This window comes from Amycolatopsis sp. 3B14, from assembly GCF_050958625.1.
Taxonomy (GTDB): Bacteria; Actinomycetota; Actinomycetes; order Mycobacteriales; family Pseudonocardiaceae; genus Amycolatopsis_E; species Amycolatopsis_E thermoflava.
The window spans coordinates 17,212-35,466 of sequence record NZ_JBHZEN010000020.1; the positions used below are offsets into that span (position 1 = coordinate 17,212).

Consider the following 18,255-nt stretch of genomic DNA (forward strand, 5'->3'; position numbering starts at 1 on the left):
GAGCCGAGATCCGGGAAAATCCCTAGTCTTTGTCCAGCCCGTGCTCGATCGCGTAGCGCGCGAGCTCCACGCGGTTGTGCAGCTGCAGCTTCCGCAGCGTCGACTGCACGTGGTTCTCCACCGTCCGGTGCGACAACACGAGCCGCTCGGCGATCTGCCGCGCCGTGAGGCCCTTCGCGACCAGCCGCAGCACGTCGGTCTCCCGTTCGGTCAGCCGCGGCGGCGCCACCCCGCCCGCAGGCGCGTCCGCCATCCGCCGGTACTCGCCCAGCACCAGGCCGGCCAGCCCGGGCGTGAACACCGGGTCGCCCTCCGCCGTCCGGCGCACCGCTTCGACCAGTTCCCGCACCGACGCCGACTTCACCAGGTACCCGGACGCCCCGGCCTTGACCGCCTCCAGCACGTCGCTGTGCTCGCCGCTGGCCGACAGCACCAGCACCCGGGTGTCCGGCAGCGACGTGGTGATCTCGCGCGTCGCGTCCACCCCGGAGGTGCTGCCCAGGTTCATGTCCATCAGCACCACGTCGGGCCGGACCGCGGCCGCGATGCGTACCGCGGCGGTGGCGTCCGGCGCGGTCGCCCGCACGTCGAAGCCGTTCTCGGTCAGGTCGCGCGCCACGCCGTCCCGCCAGATCGGGTGGTCGTCGACGACCATCACGCTGATCATTTCCTCGGCACCCGGATCTCCCATTCGGTCCCCTGCCCTGGCGCGGTCTCCAGGGAGATCGTGCCACCGAGTTCCGCCACACGTCCCCCCATCGAGCGAACAACGCCCAACCGGCCCTCACCCTCCGCATCCGCGAGCCGCCCCTCGGGAATGCCGGGACCGTCGTCCCGCACGGTCACCACCACCTCGCGGCCGACGTCCTCCAGTAGCACCCACGCCTTGGCCGCCGGGCCGGCGTGCTTGTCGACGTTGGTCAGGGCCTCGCGGACGACGGCGACCAGCTCCGCGGTCGTGCGCGACGGCAGGTTCACCTCACCGGCCGGAGCGGCGACCTGCACCTTCGACGACCCCAGCAGCTGCAGCGCGGCACGCAGGTCGGTCTCGCCGGTGCTGTGCCTCGTCGGCCCGGTGGTGACCAGCGCCCGCAGCGCGATCTCCTGCTCGCCGGCCAGTTCGGCGAGCTCGGCCGCCTCCCCGCCCAGTTCGGCGCCGCGCCGCCGGACGCGCGCCAAAACCTGCAGCACGCTGTCGTGGATGTCGCGCGCCAGCCGTTCCCGCTCGGCGTTCGCGACCTCGGTGCGCAGCGCCTCGGCGAGCACCGCCGCCGACTTGCGGGCGGTCGTCGCGCTCATCCCGATCAGCAGTCCGCTCGCGACCAGCAGCACCCCGTCGCGCGCCACGTCGAGCGTGAACCCCTGCCGCGCGATCCCCGTCGCGGCCGCGACCACCAGTCCCGCGGCCACGCCACCGACCCCGCCGAAGCGGGTGCCCGCGGCGACCGGCGCGCCGGCCACCCACACGGTGGTGATCAGCGGCGCGACGGCCGCGTTCTGCGCGTCGGTCAGAATCCACGGCGAGGTCAGCATCAGGGCGCAGGTGACCACGACGTCGGCGAGGACGAACCAGCGCCACCGCCACCGCAGCGCCTCCCGCGCGTACACCAGCGCGGTCGCGACCGTCCACAACGCCATCGCGCCGAGCACGGTCCAGGCCAGCCACGGGCGCTGGTAGCCGTCGCTGTGCACGATCACCGCGCCCAGCGCGAACAGCAGCGTCAGCACGCGCAGGCCGATCGTGCCCCACCACAGCGGGGTGGCCGGTTCGCGCGCCGTCGGGCCGAACCGGCGGCTCACGACTTGCCCGGTTCGCCGGGCTCCTTGTCCGCCTCCGCGGGGTCGGCGTTGGGCACGGCTTCGATGTCGTGCAGGACGTCGACCTCGGACGGGTCCGGATCGGTCTCGTGCAGCAGCGAGCGCACCCCGGCGTTGATGATCGACATCAGCGGCACCGCGAGCAACGCGCCCGGGATGCCGTAGATGACGAGGCCTGCGGCGATGCCGAGCACCACGGCCAGCGGGTGCAGCTTCACGGCCCGGCCGAGCAGCAGCGGCTGCAGGATGTGGCTCTCCAGCTGCATCACGGCGATCAGGATCGCCAGCACGATCAGCGCGGTGACGAATCCCTTGGTGACAAGTGCGACGAGCACGGCGACCGCACCGGTGATCACCGCGCCGAAGATCGGGATGAACGCGCCGAGGAACACCAGCGTGGACAGCGGGATCGCGAGCGGGACGCCGAGGATCGCCAGGCCGATCCCGACGCCGACGGCGTCCACGACCGCGACCGCGGCGGTGGCGCGGACGAACGCGACCAGCGAGGCGAAGCCGCGCCGGCCCGCGACGTCCACCCGCTGCCGGACCTGGCCAGGGACGCCCAGCATCAGCCAGCTCCAGATCTTGTCCCCGCCTGCCAGGAAGAAGATCGTGACGAACAGCGTCAGCACGAACCCGGTGAGGATCTCGCCGACGGTGGTCGCCGTGGTGAGCGCGCTGTTGGTGAACGCCGCCTGGTTGTCCTGCAGGAAGGCGATCGAGTTGTCGAGGAACTGCTGGATCTGCTCCTGCTTGAGGTGCAGGTCGTTGATCAGCCAGTCGCGGATCTGGTCGAGGCTGTTGTTGACCTGGCTGGTCAGCGCGGGCAGACCGTCGGTGACGTTGATGACCACGAACGCGAGCAGCCCGCCGAGCACCGCGAGCCCGCCGATTAGCACGATCGCCGTCGCGAGGCCACGGGGCACCCGGATCTGCACCAGCCGCGCCACCGCCGGGGCGAGCAGCGCGGCGAGCAGCAGCGCGATCGCCACCGGGATCACCACGACCGACAGGAAGGCGAGCAGCCGCAGGATCAGGTAGGCGGCCGCGGCCACCACGAGGAACCGCCAGCTGAACGCGGCGCTGACCCGGAGCCCGCGCGGGACGACCGAGTCGTCGCTCAGGAATCCGTACTTCGGGGGCTGCGGCTCACTCACGGATCCACCCTATCGAGCCGGACGAATACGGCAGCGCAACTCGCGCGAGCGGCGTCCCGCCCAGGTCGTCACACGATCAGGCGCAGTGCCGGCAGCCGGCCAGCGCAGGTTCCGGCGGTATGTCAATCTCGGTCAAGATCGACACTGCGTGATCGCGTTGAGCACCCAGCGCGATGAGGGGAGTGGAAACTTCTCCATGTCGCGACGGACCTCGGCCGGGACCACCCCGGTGCGCGTGCTGCTCGGCATCGCCGGGGCGTTCGCGATCACGCTGGTGTCCTGGCTCCTCGCCTCGTCGGCGTCGGCCGCCGACGAGCGGCCGGATCCGCTGGCCCCGTTGACCGACCTGGTCGGCGCGACGACGGAACCGGTGCACGAGGTCGTGCGGCAGGTGACCGAGGTGGTCGTGCCGCCGCTGCGGACCGACCGGATCGTCGCGGAGCTGACCGGCACCACGCCGGTGCTCCGCGAACCGGTGCGCGCGACCGGCAACACCAGCACGACCCGGGCGAGCGCCCCACCACCGGCCGCGCCGGAACGCCGAGCCACCGCGAAGCCGCGACCGCCGGAGCGGCAACCGGTCCCGGTGCGCATCACGCCACCGGCGCCGCAGGTGGTCAAAGACGTCGTCGCGCCGGTCCGGCTCCCGGAACCGGCGCCGGAAGCGGCGCCGGACGCGCCGCGGCTGGTGGAGCCGAGGCCGGGCGCGCCGGAACCGGCGACTCCGGTGCCGCCCGCCAACGGAGTCTGCACGGCTCCGGTGCACGCGACGGACACGGCAGGCGCGTGCCCGCCACGTCCGGCGCCGCCGCCGGTGCCTGCCGGAATGGCCGCCCGGCCCCGTCCGGCCTTCACCGAATTCATCCGGGCGGACCGCCCGCAGGTCTCCCCCGACTGATTCCGGCGCAATTCGCCGAGTCGTTTCCAACTGTTTTTCTTCGTGTCCATTTTTAGCCGCTCTGACCAGCCGCGGAGCGGCTGTTTGTGCTGCCCGGAAACGCTTTCTTCACACTTCCGGGTAGTCGATCTGGTGAATTCTTCCATTCGACGTTTAACGTCATTTGCGACGGGAGTGCGTGGAACTTCCGGCCGAATGAAGAGGAGTGCACTGACGATGTTCAGCAAATTCCGCAAGACGACGGCGGCGGCGGTGCTGGTGGGGGCCGGCCTGCTCGCGATGGGCGCCACCGGGGGGACGGCGTCGGCGGCGACGGGATCGGAACCGTCCGGCCTGACCTGCCCCGCGCAGGTGCCGTCGCAGCCGACCGGCGCCGACTACGTCAACGCGTGGAACCAGTCCGGGGCCTGCTTCGGCGCCGGCGCCGCGGGGCTGGTCAGCTCGGCGTGGGCGGGTGCGATCCCGTCGATCCTGCAGGGGGCGGCGGGGGCCACCGGCGTCCGGGACGACAGCGGGCTGACCGCTCCGGTGGTCGTGCCGTCGCACCCGACGGGCGCGGACTACGTCAACGCCTGGAACGAGTCCGGCGCGCTCGCCGGCGCGGGTGCCGCCGGCCTCGTCAGCTCTGCCTGGGCGGGCGCGATCCCGTCCATCGTGCAGGGCGCCCTCGGATAGCGCTTTCACCCAAGAACACCGCAAACAAAGGAGTGCATGTCATGCGCAAGACCCTGATCCGCGGCACCGCCGCTTTCGCTCTCGCCCTCGGCGCCTTCGCCTTCGCCGGAACGGCGTCGGCCGACGAGCTGAGCGCTCCGGTCGTGGTGCCGTCGTATCCGACGGGCGCGGACTACGTCAACGCCTGGAACGAGTCCGGTGCGCTCGCCGGCGCGGGTGCCGCCGGCCTCGTCAGCTCTGCCTGGGCGGGCGCGATCCCGTCCATCGTGCAGGGCGCGCTGGGCTGATTTCCCTTGGTGCGCCCAGGATCCCTCGCATCCTGGGCGCACCGGGGCCCGGTCACCTCCCGTGAGGCCCGACCACACCCAGTGTTCTTCACACGATCGTGCGATCAAGTCGTGTCGAAGGTGCGAGGGCCGCCCGGGGTTTGGTTATCTCGACAGCGCAAGCGGTTACCGCATCAATGCGAATACGTTTCGGACACGGTCCGGCGGGGAAACCGCGATCAACTTTTTCGACAGGAGAACGGTGTTGCAGGCGAACGCGGCCATGGGACGGGGTACGGCATCCGCCGTGCGCTGGCTCGTCCGCGCCCTGCTCGTGATCGCCGGTGCCGCGCTCGGCACAGCGGCCGCCTGGCTGATCGGCGACGCCACCGCCTCCGCCACCCAGATCGCCCCCGCTCCCGCCGACACGCGCACGAGCGGTGACGAGCCGACCCCGGTCACCGACCGCGTGGTCACCGCGACCGACGACCTCACCTGGGGCGCGTCCGACCTGGTCGGCAACGCCACGGCGACCGTGCTGGAGTACGGCATGGCCGGCGGTCCGGTGGACCCCGCCCGCGGCGAGGAGGCCGCGTCGGACCTGCGCCAGACGATCCACTCGTTCACGCGCGACGCGGTGCTGCACCCGGTCGAGCGCACCCTCGGCACGGCCGAGCACATCAGCCGCAAGCCGCAGGACGCGCCGCAGGTGATCGGACAGGCGCTGACCCCGCCGCCCGCGGTCAAGGACTTCGGCAACAAGGTGTGGAACATCCTGCACCCGGCGGGCGCAAGCCTGATCAAGCTGCCGAGCCTGGACGGCTCGGGCGACGACGGACAGCCTGCCGCGCTGCCCGCGGCCGAGGTCCTGCCCGCTCCCGCTGCCGAAGCCGTGATGGGCCCGGTCGCCAACGCGCTTCCGGACAGCACGCACGGTCAGTCGGCCACGGCCGGTCAGCGCGACCGCGCCGCCGACCGTACCGATGGCGAGCACGGGGACCAGTTCCCGTACTCGCCGCTGCGCGGACCGCTCGCGCCCGCGGGCGTTCCGTTCTCCCCCGGTGGCGCTGTCACCGGTGGTCACATCGACGGCCTGCTGTTCGGCGTTCCCGCCGGCGGCCCGGCCGTGCGTGGTGTGGACGACCGCAGTGCCGTCCGCATCGTTTCCCGGCACACGCCGGTTCAGCCGGGCGAGCAGCCCGGTGTCACTCCTGACTGATTTCCGCGCGGGGTAGCTCGAAGCGCCGCCCTGTTCGCCGTGCCCCTTCTTCGGGCCGGTGTCGCGCGCGCAACCAGAGCACCCCGCTTTTCAGCCCTCGCGGGCGCACTCACCCATGCCCGCGAACCCCGGTGCTCCGTTAGCGCACCGACCCTCAAGCCCCGCAAGGGAACCCGAAGAAAAGGAGAAACCCTCGATGCAGACCTGGGCAAAGCGCGGAATCCAAACCGCGCTGGTCACGGGTGGCTTGCTGATGCTGGGTACCGGCATCGCATCTGCCGACGAGAACGTCAACCCGGACAGTCCGGCCGGTCCGCTGGACGTCAACCTGAGCGTGCCGGTCGACATCCAGGACAACGCCCTGGGCACCCTGGGCAAGCAGATCAACCTGCCTGAGGTCCACAAGGAGATCAGCACCAAGCCGATCACCGACGCCGCCAACAAGGCCGCCGCCCCGGTCACCAAGACCGGCGCCCTCAAGCCCGCCGCCCCGGCGATGGGCGCCGCCAACGGCGTGGTCGCCAAGGCCACCGACGCCGCCACCGGTGCGGCGCAGCGCGTGGGCCAGGCCACCAACCCGGGTGCGCAGCGCGCCACGGTCGCGCAGGACGCCGCTCCGTCCGTGCAGGACAACGGCGACCCGTTCCACGGCAACAAGGTCTCGCTGAACGCCGCCCTGCCGATCCTGATCAGCGGCAACGCGCTCGGTGTGCTGGGTGACGCGGCCGTCGAGTCGGACGCCACGCAGACCTACGAGCACAACTCGGACATCAACACCGACGGCTCGCACGGCGGCCTCGCCGGCAACGTCGTCGCGCTGGACTGGGCCCTGCCCGTCCAGATCTCGGGCAACGCGCTCGGCCTCGTCGGCAGCGGCCACACCTCGGGCAGCGCGACCCAGGAGGCGTCGACCACCGGTGACATCGTCACCGACGGCACCAACGGCGGCCTGGCCGGCAACGTCATCGCCCCGCAGGGCGCGACCCCGCTGCAGGTTTCGGGCAACGCGCTGGGCTGGTTCCTCGGCCACGCCGAGACCGACTTCGAAGGCTCCAGCGAGGCGGAGTCCGGCGGCTCGATCGAGACGCACGGCTCGAAGGGCGCGGGCACCGGCAACGTCGCGGGCGTCCCGGTGGCCCTGCCCGCCAAGGTGTCCGGCAACGCCATCTCCTGGGGTGGCGACGCCGACGTCCCGGCCGGCTCGTACGACGCCGAGGCCGAGGCCGGCGACACCGCCGACGGCCCGCGTGGCCCGAGCTACATCCAGACCGACGGTGACGACTCGTTCCTGGCGGGCAACGTCGCGCAGCCGCAGCCCGCGGTGCCGGCGACCGTCGCGGGCAACGCCGCGGCCTGGATCGGCAACTCGCTCGTCGGCGGTGGCGCGGACCGCCAGGCCGGTGGCGTGGACCTCGGCAGCGAGGCCACCTCGGGCGGGACCACCAGCACCAGCGGTGAGAACGCGGCCGGCTCCGGCAACATCGCCGACGCGCCCGTCGCCCTGCCCGTCGAGGCGTTCTGCGTCGGCGGCACCTGGATCGGCAACGCGCACGCCAACGGCTGCGACAACGAGACCGAGGCGCAGGCCGGTTCGGACACCTTCACCTCCGGCAACGGCAGCTTCCTCGGCGGCAACAGTGTTTCGGCTCCGCCGGCGGGCACCGTCGAGGTGTTCGGCGTGGGCGGCTCGTGGATCGGCAACGCCTCGGGCAGCGCGACCGAGACGAAGGACGTCAAGGCCGGTGGCTACACCGGGACGCTGGGCAACGACTCGGCGGGCTCCGGCAACGCCGTGCAGGTCCCGGTGGCTGTGCCCGCCGAGATCTTCGGCGTCGGCGGCTCGTGGATCGGTCAGGGGGCCGGGGAGGCTTCCGAGACCAAGACCGTGACCTCCGGTGGCGACGGCAACACCCAGGACGACAACGCCGCGGCCTCCGCGAACCTGGTCCAGGTTCCGGTGTCGGCCCCGGTTCAGGTGTTCGGCATCGGTGGCGCGTGGATCGGCCAGGGCGCCGGTGCGGCCACGACCGACACCACCTCGACCGCGGGTGGCGACGGCAAGGCGACCGGCAAGGAAGGCTTCGCGGCAGGCAACCTCGCCGCGGTGCCGGTTTCGCTGCCCGCCCAGGTGCACGGCCTCGGCGCCGCGTGGATCGGCAACGGCTTCGGCGAGTCGGAGAACGTGACCGACTCGACCGCGGGCGGCGACCTGAACACCACCGGTGAGGGCGGCTCCGTCGCGGGCAACATCGTCGAGGCGCCGGTCGGCGCCGTGGCCACCGTCTTCGGTGACGCCGCGGTGTGGGGCGGCGTGGTCAAGGGCGACGCGTCCAACGACGTCGTCTCGACCGCTGGTGGCGACGCCGAGACCAACGGCGAGGGCGGCTCGATCGCGGGCGACGTGATCGCGGCGCAGGCGCTGCCGGTGGCCCAGGTGTTCGGCAACGCCGCGAGCCTGGTCGGTGTCGCGCACGCGGCCGGTGTCAACAACACCGAGGCCAACTCGGGTGGCGACATCACCACCTCGGGCGAGGGCGGCGCGCTGTCCGGCGACATCTTCGACGTCCCGGCCGCGGCCGTGGCGCAGGTGTTCGGCAACGCCCTTTCCGTCGGCGGGGTCGCGCACGCGGTGGCCGACAACACCACCACCGGGACCGTGGGCGGCACGGACACCACGTCCGGCCCGGCCAAGGCGCTGTCCGGGATCAGCAAGCAGGTGCCGCTGGGTGTCGTCGCCCAGGTGTACGACATCCCGCTGGGCCTGATCGCGGTCACCAGCACGACGGTCAGCAACGCGACGGACATCTCGGTCGCGGGCAAGGAGCCGCAGATCGACCTGCCGATCACGATGCCGGAGATGGGCGCCACCGCCCTGCCGACGCTGCCGGCGCTGCCCGCTCGCTCGGAGCGCTCCGCGCTGCCGCAGGTCAACACGCTCCCGGTCGAGCTGCCTGCGGGCGTCGAGGGTGTCCTGCCCGCCGGTGACCTCCCGGCCATCGCGCAGCTGGACTCCAACCCGACCGCTGTCTTCCAGCAGGTCAACGACCTGGTCAGCGGTAAGGGGATCAACATCAAGGGCTGACGCCCTGACGAAGTGAAAACGGGCCCGGTGGTGCTTCCGGGCCCGTTTTCCTTTGCCTCAACCGATCTGCACGGACCGTTTCGCGAGGCCGTACCAGTAGCCGTCGATGACCGTTTCCGGCCTGGCGTCCTCGGAACCGGCGCCGAGGCTGACGAACAACGGCGCGAAGTGCTCGATGCGCGGGTGCGCGAGCGTCGCGGCGGGCGCCTTGTGGCGGAAGTCGAGGAGCGCGTCGATGTCGTTGGCCTGCAACGTTTCCGCGCCCCACTGGTCGAACTCGGTGGACCACTGCGGCGGGTTGCCGTCCACGCCGACGCCCATCGCGGAGAGGTTGTGCGTGAAGAACCCGCTGCCGATGATCAGCACGCCTTCGTCCCGCAGCGGCTTCAGCTTGCGGCCCAGCTCGAACAGCTTGTGCGGGTCCAGCGTCGGCATGGACATCTGCAGCACCGGCACGTCCGCGGCGGGGTACATCTCGACGAGCGGCACGTAGGCGCCGTGGTCGAGGCCGCGGTCGGGAGCCTCGTGCACCTCGGTCCCGGGGCCGGACAGGAGTTTCCGCACCTTCGCGGCCAGCTCGGGCGCGCCGGGCGCCGGGTAGGTCACGGTGTAGTAGTGCTCGGGGAAGCCCCAGAAGTCGTAGACCAGCGGAACCGTGGTGGTCGCGCCGACGGTGACCGGCGCCTCCTCCCAGTGTGCCGAGACGACGAGGATCGCCTTGGGCTTGGGCAGGTTCGCCGACCAGTCGGCCAGCTGACGGGTCCACCGGGCGTCGTCGGCGAGCGGCGGCGCGCCATGGCTCAGGTAGAGCACGGGAGTCGCACTCATCGCAGCCTCCATGTTTGAAAGTTCAACTACTACGGTACCCGACGCCCCGGAGGCGCGCAGTATTCCCGCGCGCGGAACCGGTACAGAGTGGCCGTACCCGGACGGCGCGCGCCTATCCTGAGCCATGGTGGTCAACGTGGCGATCTACCTGGTCGTGTGTGCCACGCCGCCGGTGCTGTTCTGGCTCGCGAGCAAGGCGCCCGCGGTGGCCGCCGCCTTCCGTCGCCGCCGCGAACCGGCGCCCTCCGGCCTGCCCATCGAACGCCTCGCGGCGGACCTGCGCCGGGTGCACCGCTGCCTGACGGACCTTGCCCCGGACGCGCCGATGCTGCGCCGCCGCGCGACCCACCAGGCCTACGACGCGTTACTGGTCCAGGCGTGCGCGGCGCTCGGCCTGCCGCACTGGCTGGACGAGCTGCCCGAAGGCGTGGAACGCGACATCGAGCGGCTGCGGGTGGAGGAGTCGTTGCGCCGGGCCGGGTTAGTGGTTCCCTGACAGCCGGGCCAGGTGCCGCCCGGTCTTCGACCCCGGCTGACGGGCCAGCTCCGCGGGCGGTCCCTGGAACAGCACCCGCCCGCCGTGCCTGCCCGCCCCCGGACCCAGGTCGACCACCCAGTCCGCACTGGCGATCATGTCGAGGTTGTGCTCGATGACGACGACGGTCGAGCCGGCCGCCACCAGCCGGTCGAACAGCTCGACCAGGCCGGCGACGTCGGAGGGGTGCAGTCCGGTGGTGGGTTCGTCGAAGACGTAGGTCCGGCCGGGGCGGGACAGTTCGACGGCGAGCTTCAGGCGCTGGCGTTCCCCGCCGGACAGCGTGTTCAGGGGTTGCCCGAGCGACAGGTACCCGAGGCCGACGTCGACGAGCCGGTCCAGCATCGGCTCGTCGGGGAACACGCTCCGCGCGTCCCGCGCGGACAGGTCGAGCACCTCGCTGATCGTGTGGCCGCGGTAGGTGTGGCGCAGGACGTCTTCGACGAACCGGCGTCCCTGGCACTCCTCGCACGTCGTGACCATCGGGTCGAGGAAGGCCAGATCCGTGTAGATCACGCCGAGGCCGTTACAGCGCGGGCAGGCGCCGTCCGAGTTGGCGCTGAACAGCGAGGCGCTGACCCCGTTCGCGGCGGCGAACCGCTGCCGGATGCCGTCGAGCATCCCGGTGAACGTCGCCGGGCTCGACCGGCGTGATCCGCGGATCGGGCTCTGGTCGACCGACACCGCGTCCGGGACGAACCCGTGCACCAGCGTGCTCTTGCCGGACCCGGCCACCCCGGTGACCACCGTCAGCAGACCCAGCGGGATGTCCACGTCGACCCCGCGGAGGTTGTGCCGCGTGGCGCCGCGGATCTCCAGGAACCGCTCGGCCGGGCGCGGGTTCTCCTTGATCCGCGGACGGTGCCGCAGGTAGCGGCCGGTCGGCGTGTCGGCCAGTCCGGCGACCGCGCCCTGGTAGACCACCTGGCCACCGTCCTGCCCAGCGCCGGGCCCGAGGTCGACGACGTGGTCGGCCGCGGCGATCACGTCCGGGTCGTGCTCGACCACCAGTACGGTGTTCCCCTTGTCCCGCAGGCTCTTCAGCAGGGCGACCAGCTGGGTCACGTCGTCCGGGTGCAGCCCGACGCTCGGCTCGTCGAACACGTAGAGCATGTCGGTGAGGCTGCTGCCCAGGTGGCGCACCATCTTCACGCGCTGCGACTCGCCGCCGGACAGGGTCGACGTCGGGCGGTCCATTGTGAGGTAGCCGAGGCCGATCGACACGAGCCGCCGCAACTGCGCGGCCAGCCCGGCGACCACCGGCTCCGGTTCGGTCAGCGTCCGCACGAAGGCCAGCAGGTCCTCGGCCTCCATCGCGGCGCACTCGGCGATCGACCGTCCGGCCACTTTGGACGCCAGCGCCTCCGGCGACAGTCGCGCGCCGTGGCACTTCGGGCACGTCTCCTGGGTGACGACCCGCTCGAAGGCCTCGCGGGTGCGGCCCTTCAGCGAGTCGGCGTCCTTCGGCAGCCAGATGCGTTCGAACCGCGGCAGCAGCCCTTCGTACTTCGCGGACGGCGCGTCCGGCGCGCCGTGCAGGAACGCGTCCCACTCCGCGGGCGTGTACTCGGCGAGCGGTTTGTCCAGGTCGAACAGGCCGGAGTCGGCGAAGGTGCGCCACATCCAACCGCCGGGCTGGAACGTGGGGAACCGGATCGCGCCCTCGTTGAGCGAGCGGCTGCGGTCGATGAGTTCGTCTACCACGATCGTCCGTGCGGTGCCCAGCCCGGTGCAGCGCGGGCACATCCCCTGGGGGTCGTTGAAGGAGAACGCGTTCGAGTACCCGGCGAACGGCCGGCCTGCGCGCGACCAGAGCAACCGCATCAGCGAGTAGATGTCGGTGACCGTGCCGACCGTCGAACGCGGTCCGCCACCGAGGCGTTTCTGGTCCACCACGATCGCGGCGGACAGGTTCTCGATCGCGTCCACGTCGGGCTGGCCGTAGCGGGGCAGCCGGTTGCGCACGAAGGTGGTGAACGTCTCGTTGAGCTGCCGCTGGGACTCGGCCGCGATCGTGTCGAAGACCAGCGAGGACTTGCCCGACCCGGACACCCCGGTGACCACAGTGAACGCGTGCTTCGGCAGTGCGACGGTGACGTCCCGGAGGTTGTGCTCGCGGGCGCCAACGACCCGTAGTTCAGTCATGCCGTCGACGCTAGGAACGATCGCGGCCACATCCTGGCCGCGATTCCTGCGACCATCGATCCGTGCACGGACCGAGCGCGCGGATGCTGGAGCTGCTGTCGTTGCTGCAGACCGGCCGCACCTGGAGCGGCGCTGATCTCGCCGAGCGGCTGGGTGTCTCGCCGCGCACCCTGCGCCGGGACGTCGAACGGCTGCGCGAGCTGGGCTTCCCGGTCTCGTCGGTGTCCGGGCCCGGCGGCCGCTACCAGCTCGCGGCGGGCAGCGCGATGCCCCCGCTGCTGCTCACCGACGAGGAGGCGGTGGCCACGGTCGTCGGGCTGCGCTTCGCGGCACTGGCGCAGGTGGACGGCGCCACGGGCGCTGCCGACGGTGCGCTGCGGAAGCTGGAACAGGTGCTGCCGTCGCGGTTGCGGTACCGGATCGCGGCGGTGCTGGCCTCGACCGAGGCGGTCTCCCGGGCGGTGGGCCTGCTCGACCTGCGCGTGCTCCAGCTGCTGGCCACCGCCGCGCACGCCCACCAGGACGTGCGGTTCGGGTACACGACGCGCGCCGGGGAACGGAGCGAACGCCGGGCCGAGCCGTACCGCCAGGTGCTGCTGGGCAAGCGGTGGTACCTGCTGGCCTGGGACGTCGACCGCCGCGACTGGCGGACCTTCCGGATCGACCGGATCACCGACGTGACCGTGCCCGGGACGACGTTCACCCCGCGACCGCTGCCGCCGGACCCGGTGAGCTTCGTGCAGTCCAGCGCGAACTTCCCGCTCAGCAGGCACCGCGGGGTCGTCCGGTTCGACGCGCCGGTCTCCGTCGTGTCCGAGCGGCTGATGACCGAGGCCGGCACGCTCGAGGCGCTCGACGAGCACAGTTGCCGGTTCGTCACGCCCGTGGACTCGTGGGAATGGCTGGCGGTGACCTTGCCGATGGTCGGCGTGCCGTACACCATCGAAGGTCCGCCGGAACTCGTCGAGCGGTCCCGCGAACTCGCCGACCGCATCCGCGCCGCGACGGGAGGGTGAGGCCGTGAGCGTTCCGCTGCACCACCGCGCGGGTCCCTCCGTGTACTGGTCCCGCGCGCCACACCCCGGCCTTCAACGGCTGGTCGCCGCGGCGTGGGTGGGGAGACCGGGGTGGGTCCGGGACATCCGGGTGCTGCCGGACGGGTGCGTCGACGTGGTGTGGGACGGGCGCGAGCTGGCGGCGATCGTGACCCGGGACGCGGCCCTGCGCGTGCCGCTGCGCTCGTCGTGGTCGGCCGGTCTGCGGTTGCGCTGCGGTGTGGCCGGATCGCTGCTCGGCACCTCCATCGCGGACCTGCCACCGGGCGCGACGCCGCTGCGGGACCTGTGGCCGGAGGTCCGCGCGGACCGGTTCGCCGCGTGCGCCACCCCGGCGCAAGCGCTTGCGCAGCTGGAGGACCTGGTCGGCGGCCGTGCGGTGGAGCCGGATCCGGTGGTGTCCGCGGCGGTCTCCCTGCTGTCCGGGGCCCCGGTGCCTGCCCTGGCGGCAGGCACCGGGACGAGCGAGCGCGTGTTGCGCCGCCGGTTCACCCACGAAGTCGGCATGTCGCCGAAGCGGCTGCAGCGGGTGCTGCGGTTCCAGGCCTTCCTGGCCGGGTTGACGCAGGCGACCCCACTGGCCACGGCGGCCGCCGAGCACGGCTACGCCGACCAGTCCCACCTCGGCCGGGAGACGCGACGGCTCACCGGCTCCTCGCCCGCCGAGCTGGTGCGCGGCAGGCGGTTGGCCGAAACGTTCCAGACGCCGGGGCCCGGCGAGCCGCAGGATCGTGGCCATGAGCTTCCGGCTGACGATCCCGGTGCGCACTGACGACCTCGACCTCAACGGGCACGTCCGTGGCCCGGCCTACCTCGCCTACGCCGACCACGCGCGGTGGGAATGCCTGTGGGCGGCCGGGATCGACCCGGACCGGCTGCGGGAGAAGGATCTCGGGCCGGTCAACCTGGAGACCACGATCCGGTTCCGCCGCGAGCTGCGGGCGCGCGCGACGATCACGGTGACCACGGACTTCACCTGGGGCACCGGCAAGGTCTCGCGGGTGTCGCAGGAGTTCCACGACCCGGACGGCGTGCTGGTGGCCGAGGTGACGAGCGTGTCCGGACTGCTCGACCTGACTCGGCGGCGACTGGTCGAGCAGCCCGGCGACTACTGGCGGGCGCTCGCGGACCGGCCCGAGCTGCTCGGCCTATGAGGTGAGGAACTCGCCGATCACGTGCCCGAGCTCGGGTTGCGCGACCGCGCTGAGGTGGTTGCCCGGCACGCTCACGTACCGCCCGTTCGGCAGCGCCGCCGCCAGGTCCGGGGCGGTCTTGTTGTGCGGGTCCTCGGTGCCGGCCACGACCAGCGTCGGCGTGTCGAGGCGCGCGAGGTCCGCGCGGGGCGTGTCGACTGCGGTGTCCAGGACGTGCAGCAGCGCGTCGCGGTCGCCGCCGATCTGCTTGAAGAACGCCTCCGCCCGCCACTCCGCGGTGCCGCGCTCGAAGGTGCCCAGACCGGTGAGCACCTTGCGGAAGTGCGCGTTGCCGCCGCCGGTGTGCTCGATGCCGTGCAGCCCCATCCCGGCGACGACCGCCCGGCGCGGCCGGGCCCCGCGCACGAGCATGCGGATGGTCGTCCGGCCGCCCAGCGAGTAGCCGCCCAGGTCGTAGTCGGCCAGCCCGAGGTGCTCGACCAGGTCGAACGCGTCGTCGGCGAGCACGTCCGGCGGGTAGGCGGCCGGGTCGTGCGGCTTCGCACTTTCGCCGTGCCCGCGCAGGTCCGGTGTGATCACGCGGAACCCGAGGCCGGCGAGGTGCGCGGCGTGGCCGTAGCTGATCCAGTTGACCTGCGACGTGGAGAAGTAGCCGTGGATCAGCACCAGCGGACGGCCCGCGCCGGTCTCCCGGTACGCCAGCTCGGCCCCGTCGCGCGCGGTGAAACGCCGGAGCGCGGTGCTGGTCGTCTCCGGGCCGGTCAACTCTGGGCCGGTCAACTCTGGGCCAGGTCGGCGAACCGGCTGTAGTGCAGCTGGTGCGCGACGACGATGGTGCTGGTCGGGCCGGCGCGGTGCTTCGCCAGGATCAGGTCGGCCTCGCCCGCGCGCGGGTCGTCCCGCTCCCACGCGTCCGGCCGGTTGATCAGGATGACCATGTCGGCGTCCTGCTCCAGCGAGCCGGACTCACGCAGGTCGGACAGCATCGGGCGCTTGTCGGTGCGTTGTTCCGGACCGCGGTTCAGCTGGCTGATCGCGATCACCGGCACCTCGAGCTCCTTCGCCAGCAGCTTGAGCTGACGGGAGAACTCCGAGACCTCCTGCTGCCGCGACTCGACGCGCTTGCCCGACGTCATCAGCTGCATGTAGTCCAGCACCACGAGCTTGAGGTCGTTGCGCTGCTTGAGCCGCCGCGCCTTGGCGCGGATCTCCATCATGGTCATGTTCGGCGAGTCGTCGATGAACAGCGGCGCCTCGCTGATCTCGCTCATCCGACGGGCCAGCCGGGTCCAGTCGTCGTCGGACATGCGGCCGCTGCGCATGTCGGCGAGCCGGATCCGGGCCTCCGCGGAGAGCATGCGCATGACGATCTCGATGCGGCTCATCTCCAGGGAGAAGATGACACTGGTCATGCCGTGCTTGATGGAGCAGGATCGCGCGAAGTCCAGGCCCAGGGTCGACTTGCCGACACCGGGACGCGCCGCGACGATCACCATCTGGCCGGGGTGCAGGCCGTTGGTCACCTCGTCGAGGTCGGCGAAGCCGGTCGGCACGCCCTGCGACACCCCGCCGCGGGAGGCGATCGCGTCGATCTCGTCCATCGTCGGCTGGAGCAGTTCCTCCAGCGCCACATAGTCCTCGCTGGTGCGCCGCTCGGTGACGTCGTAGATCGCGGCCTGCGCGCGGTCCACGACCTCGTCGATGTCGCCGCCGTCGTTCGCGGCGCCGTAGCCGTACTGCACGATCCGCGTGCCCGCCTCGACCAGGCGCCGCAGCACGGCCTTCTCCGCGACGATCTGCGCGTAGTAGCCGGCGTTGGCCGCGGTCGGCACGGTCGCGATCAGGGTGTGCAGGTAGGGCGCGCCGCCGACGCGGGCGAGCTCGCCGCGGCGTTCCAGTTCGGCGGACACGGTGATCGGGTCGGCAGGCTCGCCGCGCGCGTAGAGGTCGAGGACGCAGTCGTAGACCGCCTGGTGCTTGGGCAGGTAGAAGTCGTTGGGCGAGAGCACCTCGACGACGTCGGCGATGGCGTCCTTGGACAGCAGCATGCCGCCGAGCACGGACTGCTCGGCCGGGATGTCCTGCGGCGGCTGACGGTCGAACTCGCCGTACCGCGGCCCCGGGTCCTCGGGGCCGGGATCGGACGGATAGGCCGGACCACGGTCGTCAGTCAGCGCCACCGCGCGGATACCTCCCAGACAGCGAACACCAGTTCGATTATGCCGGATCCCCGGCCGGAGTGTGGGACCGGCGCGACCCGCGGGAACCGTGTCCCGCGGCCACCCAGTGCTACTACTCCGGCGGGCACCGTAGATCGCTCGGACGGACCAGTGCAAACCTGCTTGGGGACCGCTCTGTGGACAGCCTGTGGAGGAGCGGGGTCAACCAGTCACAGGCACGCCGCACCCTGTGGACAAGCTGGGGGCAACTCCGGGGACCACTAGGAAAACCCCAGGTCAGACCCTGTGGGTAACCTGTGGAGAACTCTGCTGAAAAAACTTCGGCGTGTCGCCGGGAAGCCGATCTTCGGCGTGTCGCGGCCGAGTGCAGGCCTCGACCTGTGGATGAGCCTACGGACAGTAGAAGACCCCCCACTCGGCCGAGTGGGGGGTCCGACGTGTCGATCAGCCCAGAGATCGAATCGCGTTGTGTAGTCGTTCACCGATCGCTTGCGGGGTGCCGGGAGTCAGCACGATCAGCGACTCGCCGGTGCCCGGCCGCTCCTCCATCAGCCAGCGGCCCTCGGCCGTGTCGATGAAGTTCAGCGCGCGGTCGCACCGCTTGCGCGTGCCGGCGCGGGTGCGGGCAGCGGCGTACAGACTGCCGGCCGCGACCCGCGGCGCCTCGAGGATGCGCTTGATCTCCTTGCCTGGCTCGGCTGCCGTCCGGCCACCGCCACGCATGATCGACACGTCCTCGCCGGACGAGCGGCGCCCGCCGCCGTAGACCTCGCTCTTCGGAGCGACGATCGGGCTGCTGCCACCCGGCGGCACCCGGGGGATCTGGTCCAGGAACGCCGGGAGCAGCTGGTCCGGACGCTGCGGCCGCATCACCACGACGTCTTCCTTGATGTGCCGGGCGAGGACGAACCCACCACCGGGGCCGCTGCCCGCGAGCACCGCGAAGTTCTGCGGCGCGTCGTCCGGGAACGAGCCCTCGAACCAGCCGTAGAACTCCACCCCCGGCCGCGCGATCGACTCGATCATCGCCGCGAACTCGCGATCCATGCCCCGCGGGCCCATCAGCCCGTGGTGCGCGAGGACCGCGTTGACCTGCTGGTCGATGATCCGCTGGGCGGTCTCGTCGTACCAGGTCGGCGTGGGCGACAGCGTGTTGTGCGGTTCCGCACCCCGGCGCTGCAGCAGGTTGAGCAGCGTCGGGGTGGTGATCGTCAGCGGCCGGTTCACCGGCATCGTCCCGGGC

Annotated in this window: 17 protein-coding genes; 9 read left to right on the forward strand and 8 right to left on the reverse strand. The window is 71.8% G+C overall.

The window, feature by feature from the left end; genetic code table 11:
• Nucleotides 1-22: 22 nt before the first annotated feature.
• From ACCP09_RS10300 to ACCP09_RS10310, 3 genes are read right to left on the reverse strand one after another with little or no spacing between them, the layout of a single operon-like run.
• Nucleotides 23-667 carry a response regulator gene (locus ACCP09_RS10300; protein WP_037322754.1) on the reverse strand — a complete coding sequence of 215 codons (645 nt, stop codon included), beginning with the start codon at nt 665-667 and terminating at the stop codon, nt 23-25.
• A complete protein-coding gene (gene macS, locus ACCP09_RS10305) occupies nt 664-1,800 on the reverse strand; it encodes a MacS family sensor histidine kinase (RefSeq protein ID WP_433745326.1) in 1,137 nt (378 codons plus the stop codon). Before macS ends, ACCP09_RS10300 begins: the two co-directional genes overlap by 4 nt.
• Complete coding sequence (locus ACCP09_RS10310) at nt 1,797-2,975, reverse strand: AI-2E family transporter (RefSeq protein WP_123684383.1); 1,179 nt, start codon at nt 2,973-2,975, stop codon at nt 1,797-1,799. The genes macS and ACCP09_RS10310 overlap by 4 nt, the downstream gene beginning before the upstream one ends.
• Before the next feature lie 196 nt (nt 2,976-3,171).
• Between ACCP09_RS10310 and ACCP09_RS10315 the strand changes: the two genes are divergently transcribed.
• The 5 genes from ACCP09_RS10315 to ACCP09_RS10335 all read left to right on the forward strand — a co-directional run bounded on the left by ACCP09_RS10315 (nt 3,172) and on the right by ACCP09_RS10335 (nt 9,115).
• Nucleotides 3,172-3,873, forward strand: a complete 702-nt coding sequence (locus ACCP09_RS10315) for a hypothetical protein (protein WP_433745329.1) — start codon at nt 3,172-3,174, stop codon at nt 3,871-3,873.
• 216 nt (nt 3,874-4,089) lie between these two features.
• A complete protein-coding gene (locus ACCP09_RS10320; protein ID WP_027933218.1) occupies nt 4,090-4,548 on the forward strand; it encodes a hypothetical protein in 459 nt (152 codons plus the stop codon).
• Nucleotides 4,549-4,589: 41 nt separating this feature from the next.
• The gene (locus ACCP09_RS10325) at nt 4,590-4,835 is read left to right on the forward strand and encodes a hypothetical protein (protein WP_027933219.1); all 246 of its coding nucleotides are present in this window, start codon (nt 4,590-4,592) and stop codon (nt 4,833-4,835) included.
• 286 nt (nt 4,836-5,121) lie between these two features.
• Nucleotides 5,122-6,033, forward strand: coding sequence for a hypothetical protein (locus ACCP09_RS10330; RefSeq protein WP_228685006.1), 912 nt, complete (start codon nt 5,122-5,124; stop codon nt 6,031-6,033).
• A gap of 196 nt (nt 6,034-6,229) precedes the next feature.
• On the forward strand, nt 6,230-9,115 hold the full coding sequence (locus ACCP09_RS10335) for a hypothetical protein (protein ID WP_123684385.1): 2,886 nt from the start codon (nt 6,230-6,232) through the stop codon (nt 9,113-9,115).
• A gap of 57 nt (nt 9,116-9,172) precedes the next feature.
• On the opposite strand, the gene ACCP09_RS10340 is transcribed toward ACCP09_RS10335, so the two are convergent.
• Nucleotides 9,173-9,943: a dioxygenase family protein gene (locus ACCP09_RS10340; protein ID WP_433745334.1), complete on the reverse strand. Its 771-nt coding sequence runs from the start codon at nt 9,941-9,943 to the stop codon at nt 9,173-9,175.
• A gap of 124 nt (nt 9,944-10,067) precedes the next feature.
• On the opposite strand from ACCP09_RS10340, the gene ACCP09_RS10345 reads away from it, so the two are divergent.
• On the forward strand, nt 10,068-10,439 hold the full coding sequence (locus ACCP09_RS10345; RefSeq protein ID WP_027933223.1) for a hypothetical protein: 372 nt from the start codon (nt 10,068-10,070) through the stop codon (nt 10,437-10,439).
• Here ACCP09_RS10345 and ACCP09_RS10350 read toward each other — a convergent pair.
• Entirely contained in the window at nt 10,425-12,623 is a 2,199-nt protein-coding gene (locus ACCP09_RS10350) for an excinuclease ABC subunit UvrA (RefSeq protein ID WP_433745337.1), read from the reverse strand. The two genes, ACCP09_RS10345 and ACCP09_RS10350, sit on opposite strands and share 15 nt — an antisense overlap.
• Before the next feature lie 83 nt (nt 12,624-12,706).
• Here ACCP09_RS10350 and ACCP09_RS10355 point away from each other — a divergent pair, with 83 nt between their 5' ends.
• Genes ACCP09_RS10355 through ACCP09_RS10365 form a run of 3 tightly spaced genes read left to right on the forward strand, consistent with a single transcriptional unit; the run spans nt 12,707 to nt 14,832 of the window.
• Complete coding sequence (locus ACCP09_RS10355; protein ID WP_433745564.1) at nt 12,707-13,639, forward strand: helix-turn-helix transcriptional regulator; 933 nt, start codon at nt 12,707-12,709, stop codon at nt 13,637-13,639.
• A gap of 4 nt (nt 13,640-13,643) precedes the next feature.
• Nucleotides 13,644-14,450 carry a helix-turn-helix domain-containing protein gene (locus ACCP09_RS10360; RefSeq protein WP_433745340.1) on the forward strand — a complete coding sequence of 269 codons (807 nt, stop codon included), beginning with the start codon at nt 13,644-13,646 and terminating at the stop codon, nt 14,448-14,450.
• Entirely contained in the window at nt 14,416-14,832 is a 417-nt protein-coding gene (locus ACCP09_RS10365) for an acyl-CoA thioesterase (RefSeq protein WP_400982601.1), read from the forward strand. The genes ACCP09_RS10360 and ACCP09_RS10365 overlap by 35 nt, the downstream gene beginning before the upstream one ends.
• Here ACCP09_RS10365 and ACCP09_RS10370 read toward each other — a convergent pair.
• The 3 genes from ACCP09_RS10370 to ACCP09_RS10380 form a co-directional block, all read right to left on the reverse strand.
• Nucleotides 14,827-15,612, reverse strand: a complete 786-nt coding sequence (locus ACCP09_RS10370; RefSeq protein ID WP_231960694.1) for an alpha/beta fold hydrolase — start codon at nt 15,610-15,612, stop codon at nt 14,827-14,829. The two genes, ACCP09_RS10365 and ACCP09_RS10370, sit on opposite strands and share 6 nt — an antisense overlap.
• Complete coding sequence (dnaB, locus tag ACCP09_RS10375; RefSeq protein WP_017985894.1) at nt 15,609-17,012, reverse strand: replicative DNA helicase; 1,404 nt, start codon at nt 17,010-17,012, stop codon at nt 15,609-15,611. Before dnaB ends, ACCP09_RS10370 begins: the two co-directional genes overlap by 4 nt.
• A 444-nt stretch (nt 17,013-17,456) precedes the next feature.
• Entirely contained in the window at nt 17,457-18,245 is a 789-nt protein-coding gene (locus tag ACCP09_RS10380) for an ESX secretion-associated protein EspG (protein ID WP_017985893.1), read from the reverse strand.
• Nucleotides 18,246-18,255 lie beyond the last annotated feature (10 nt).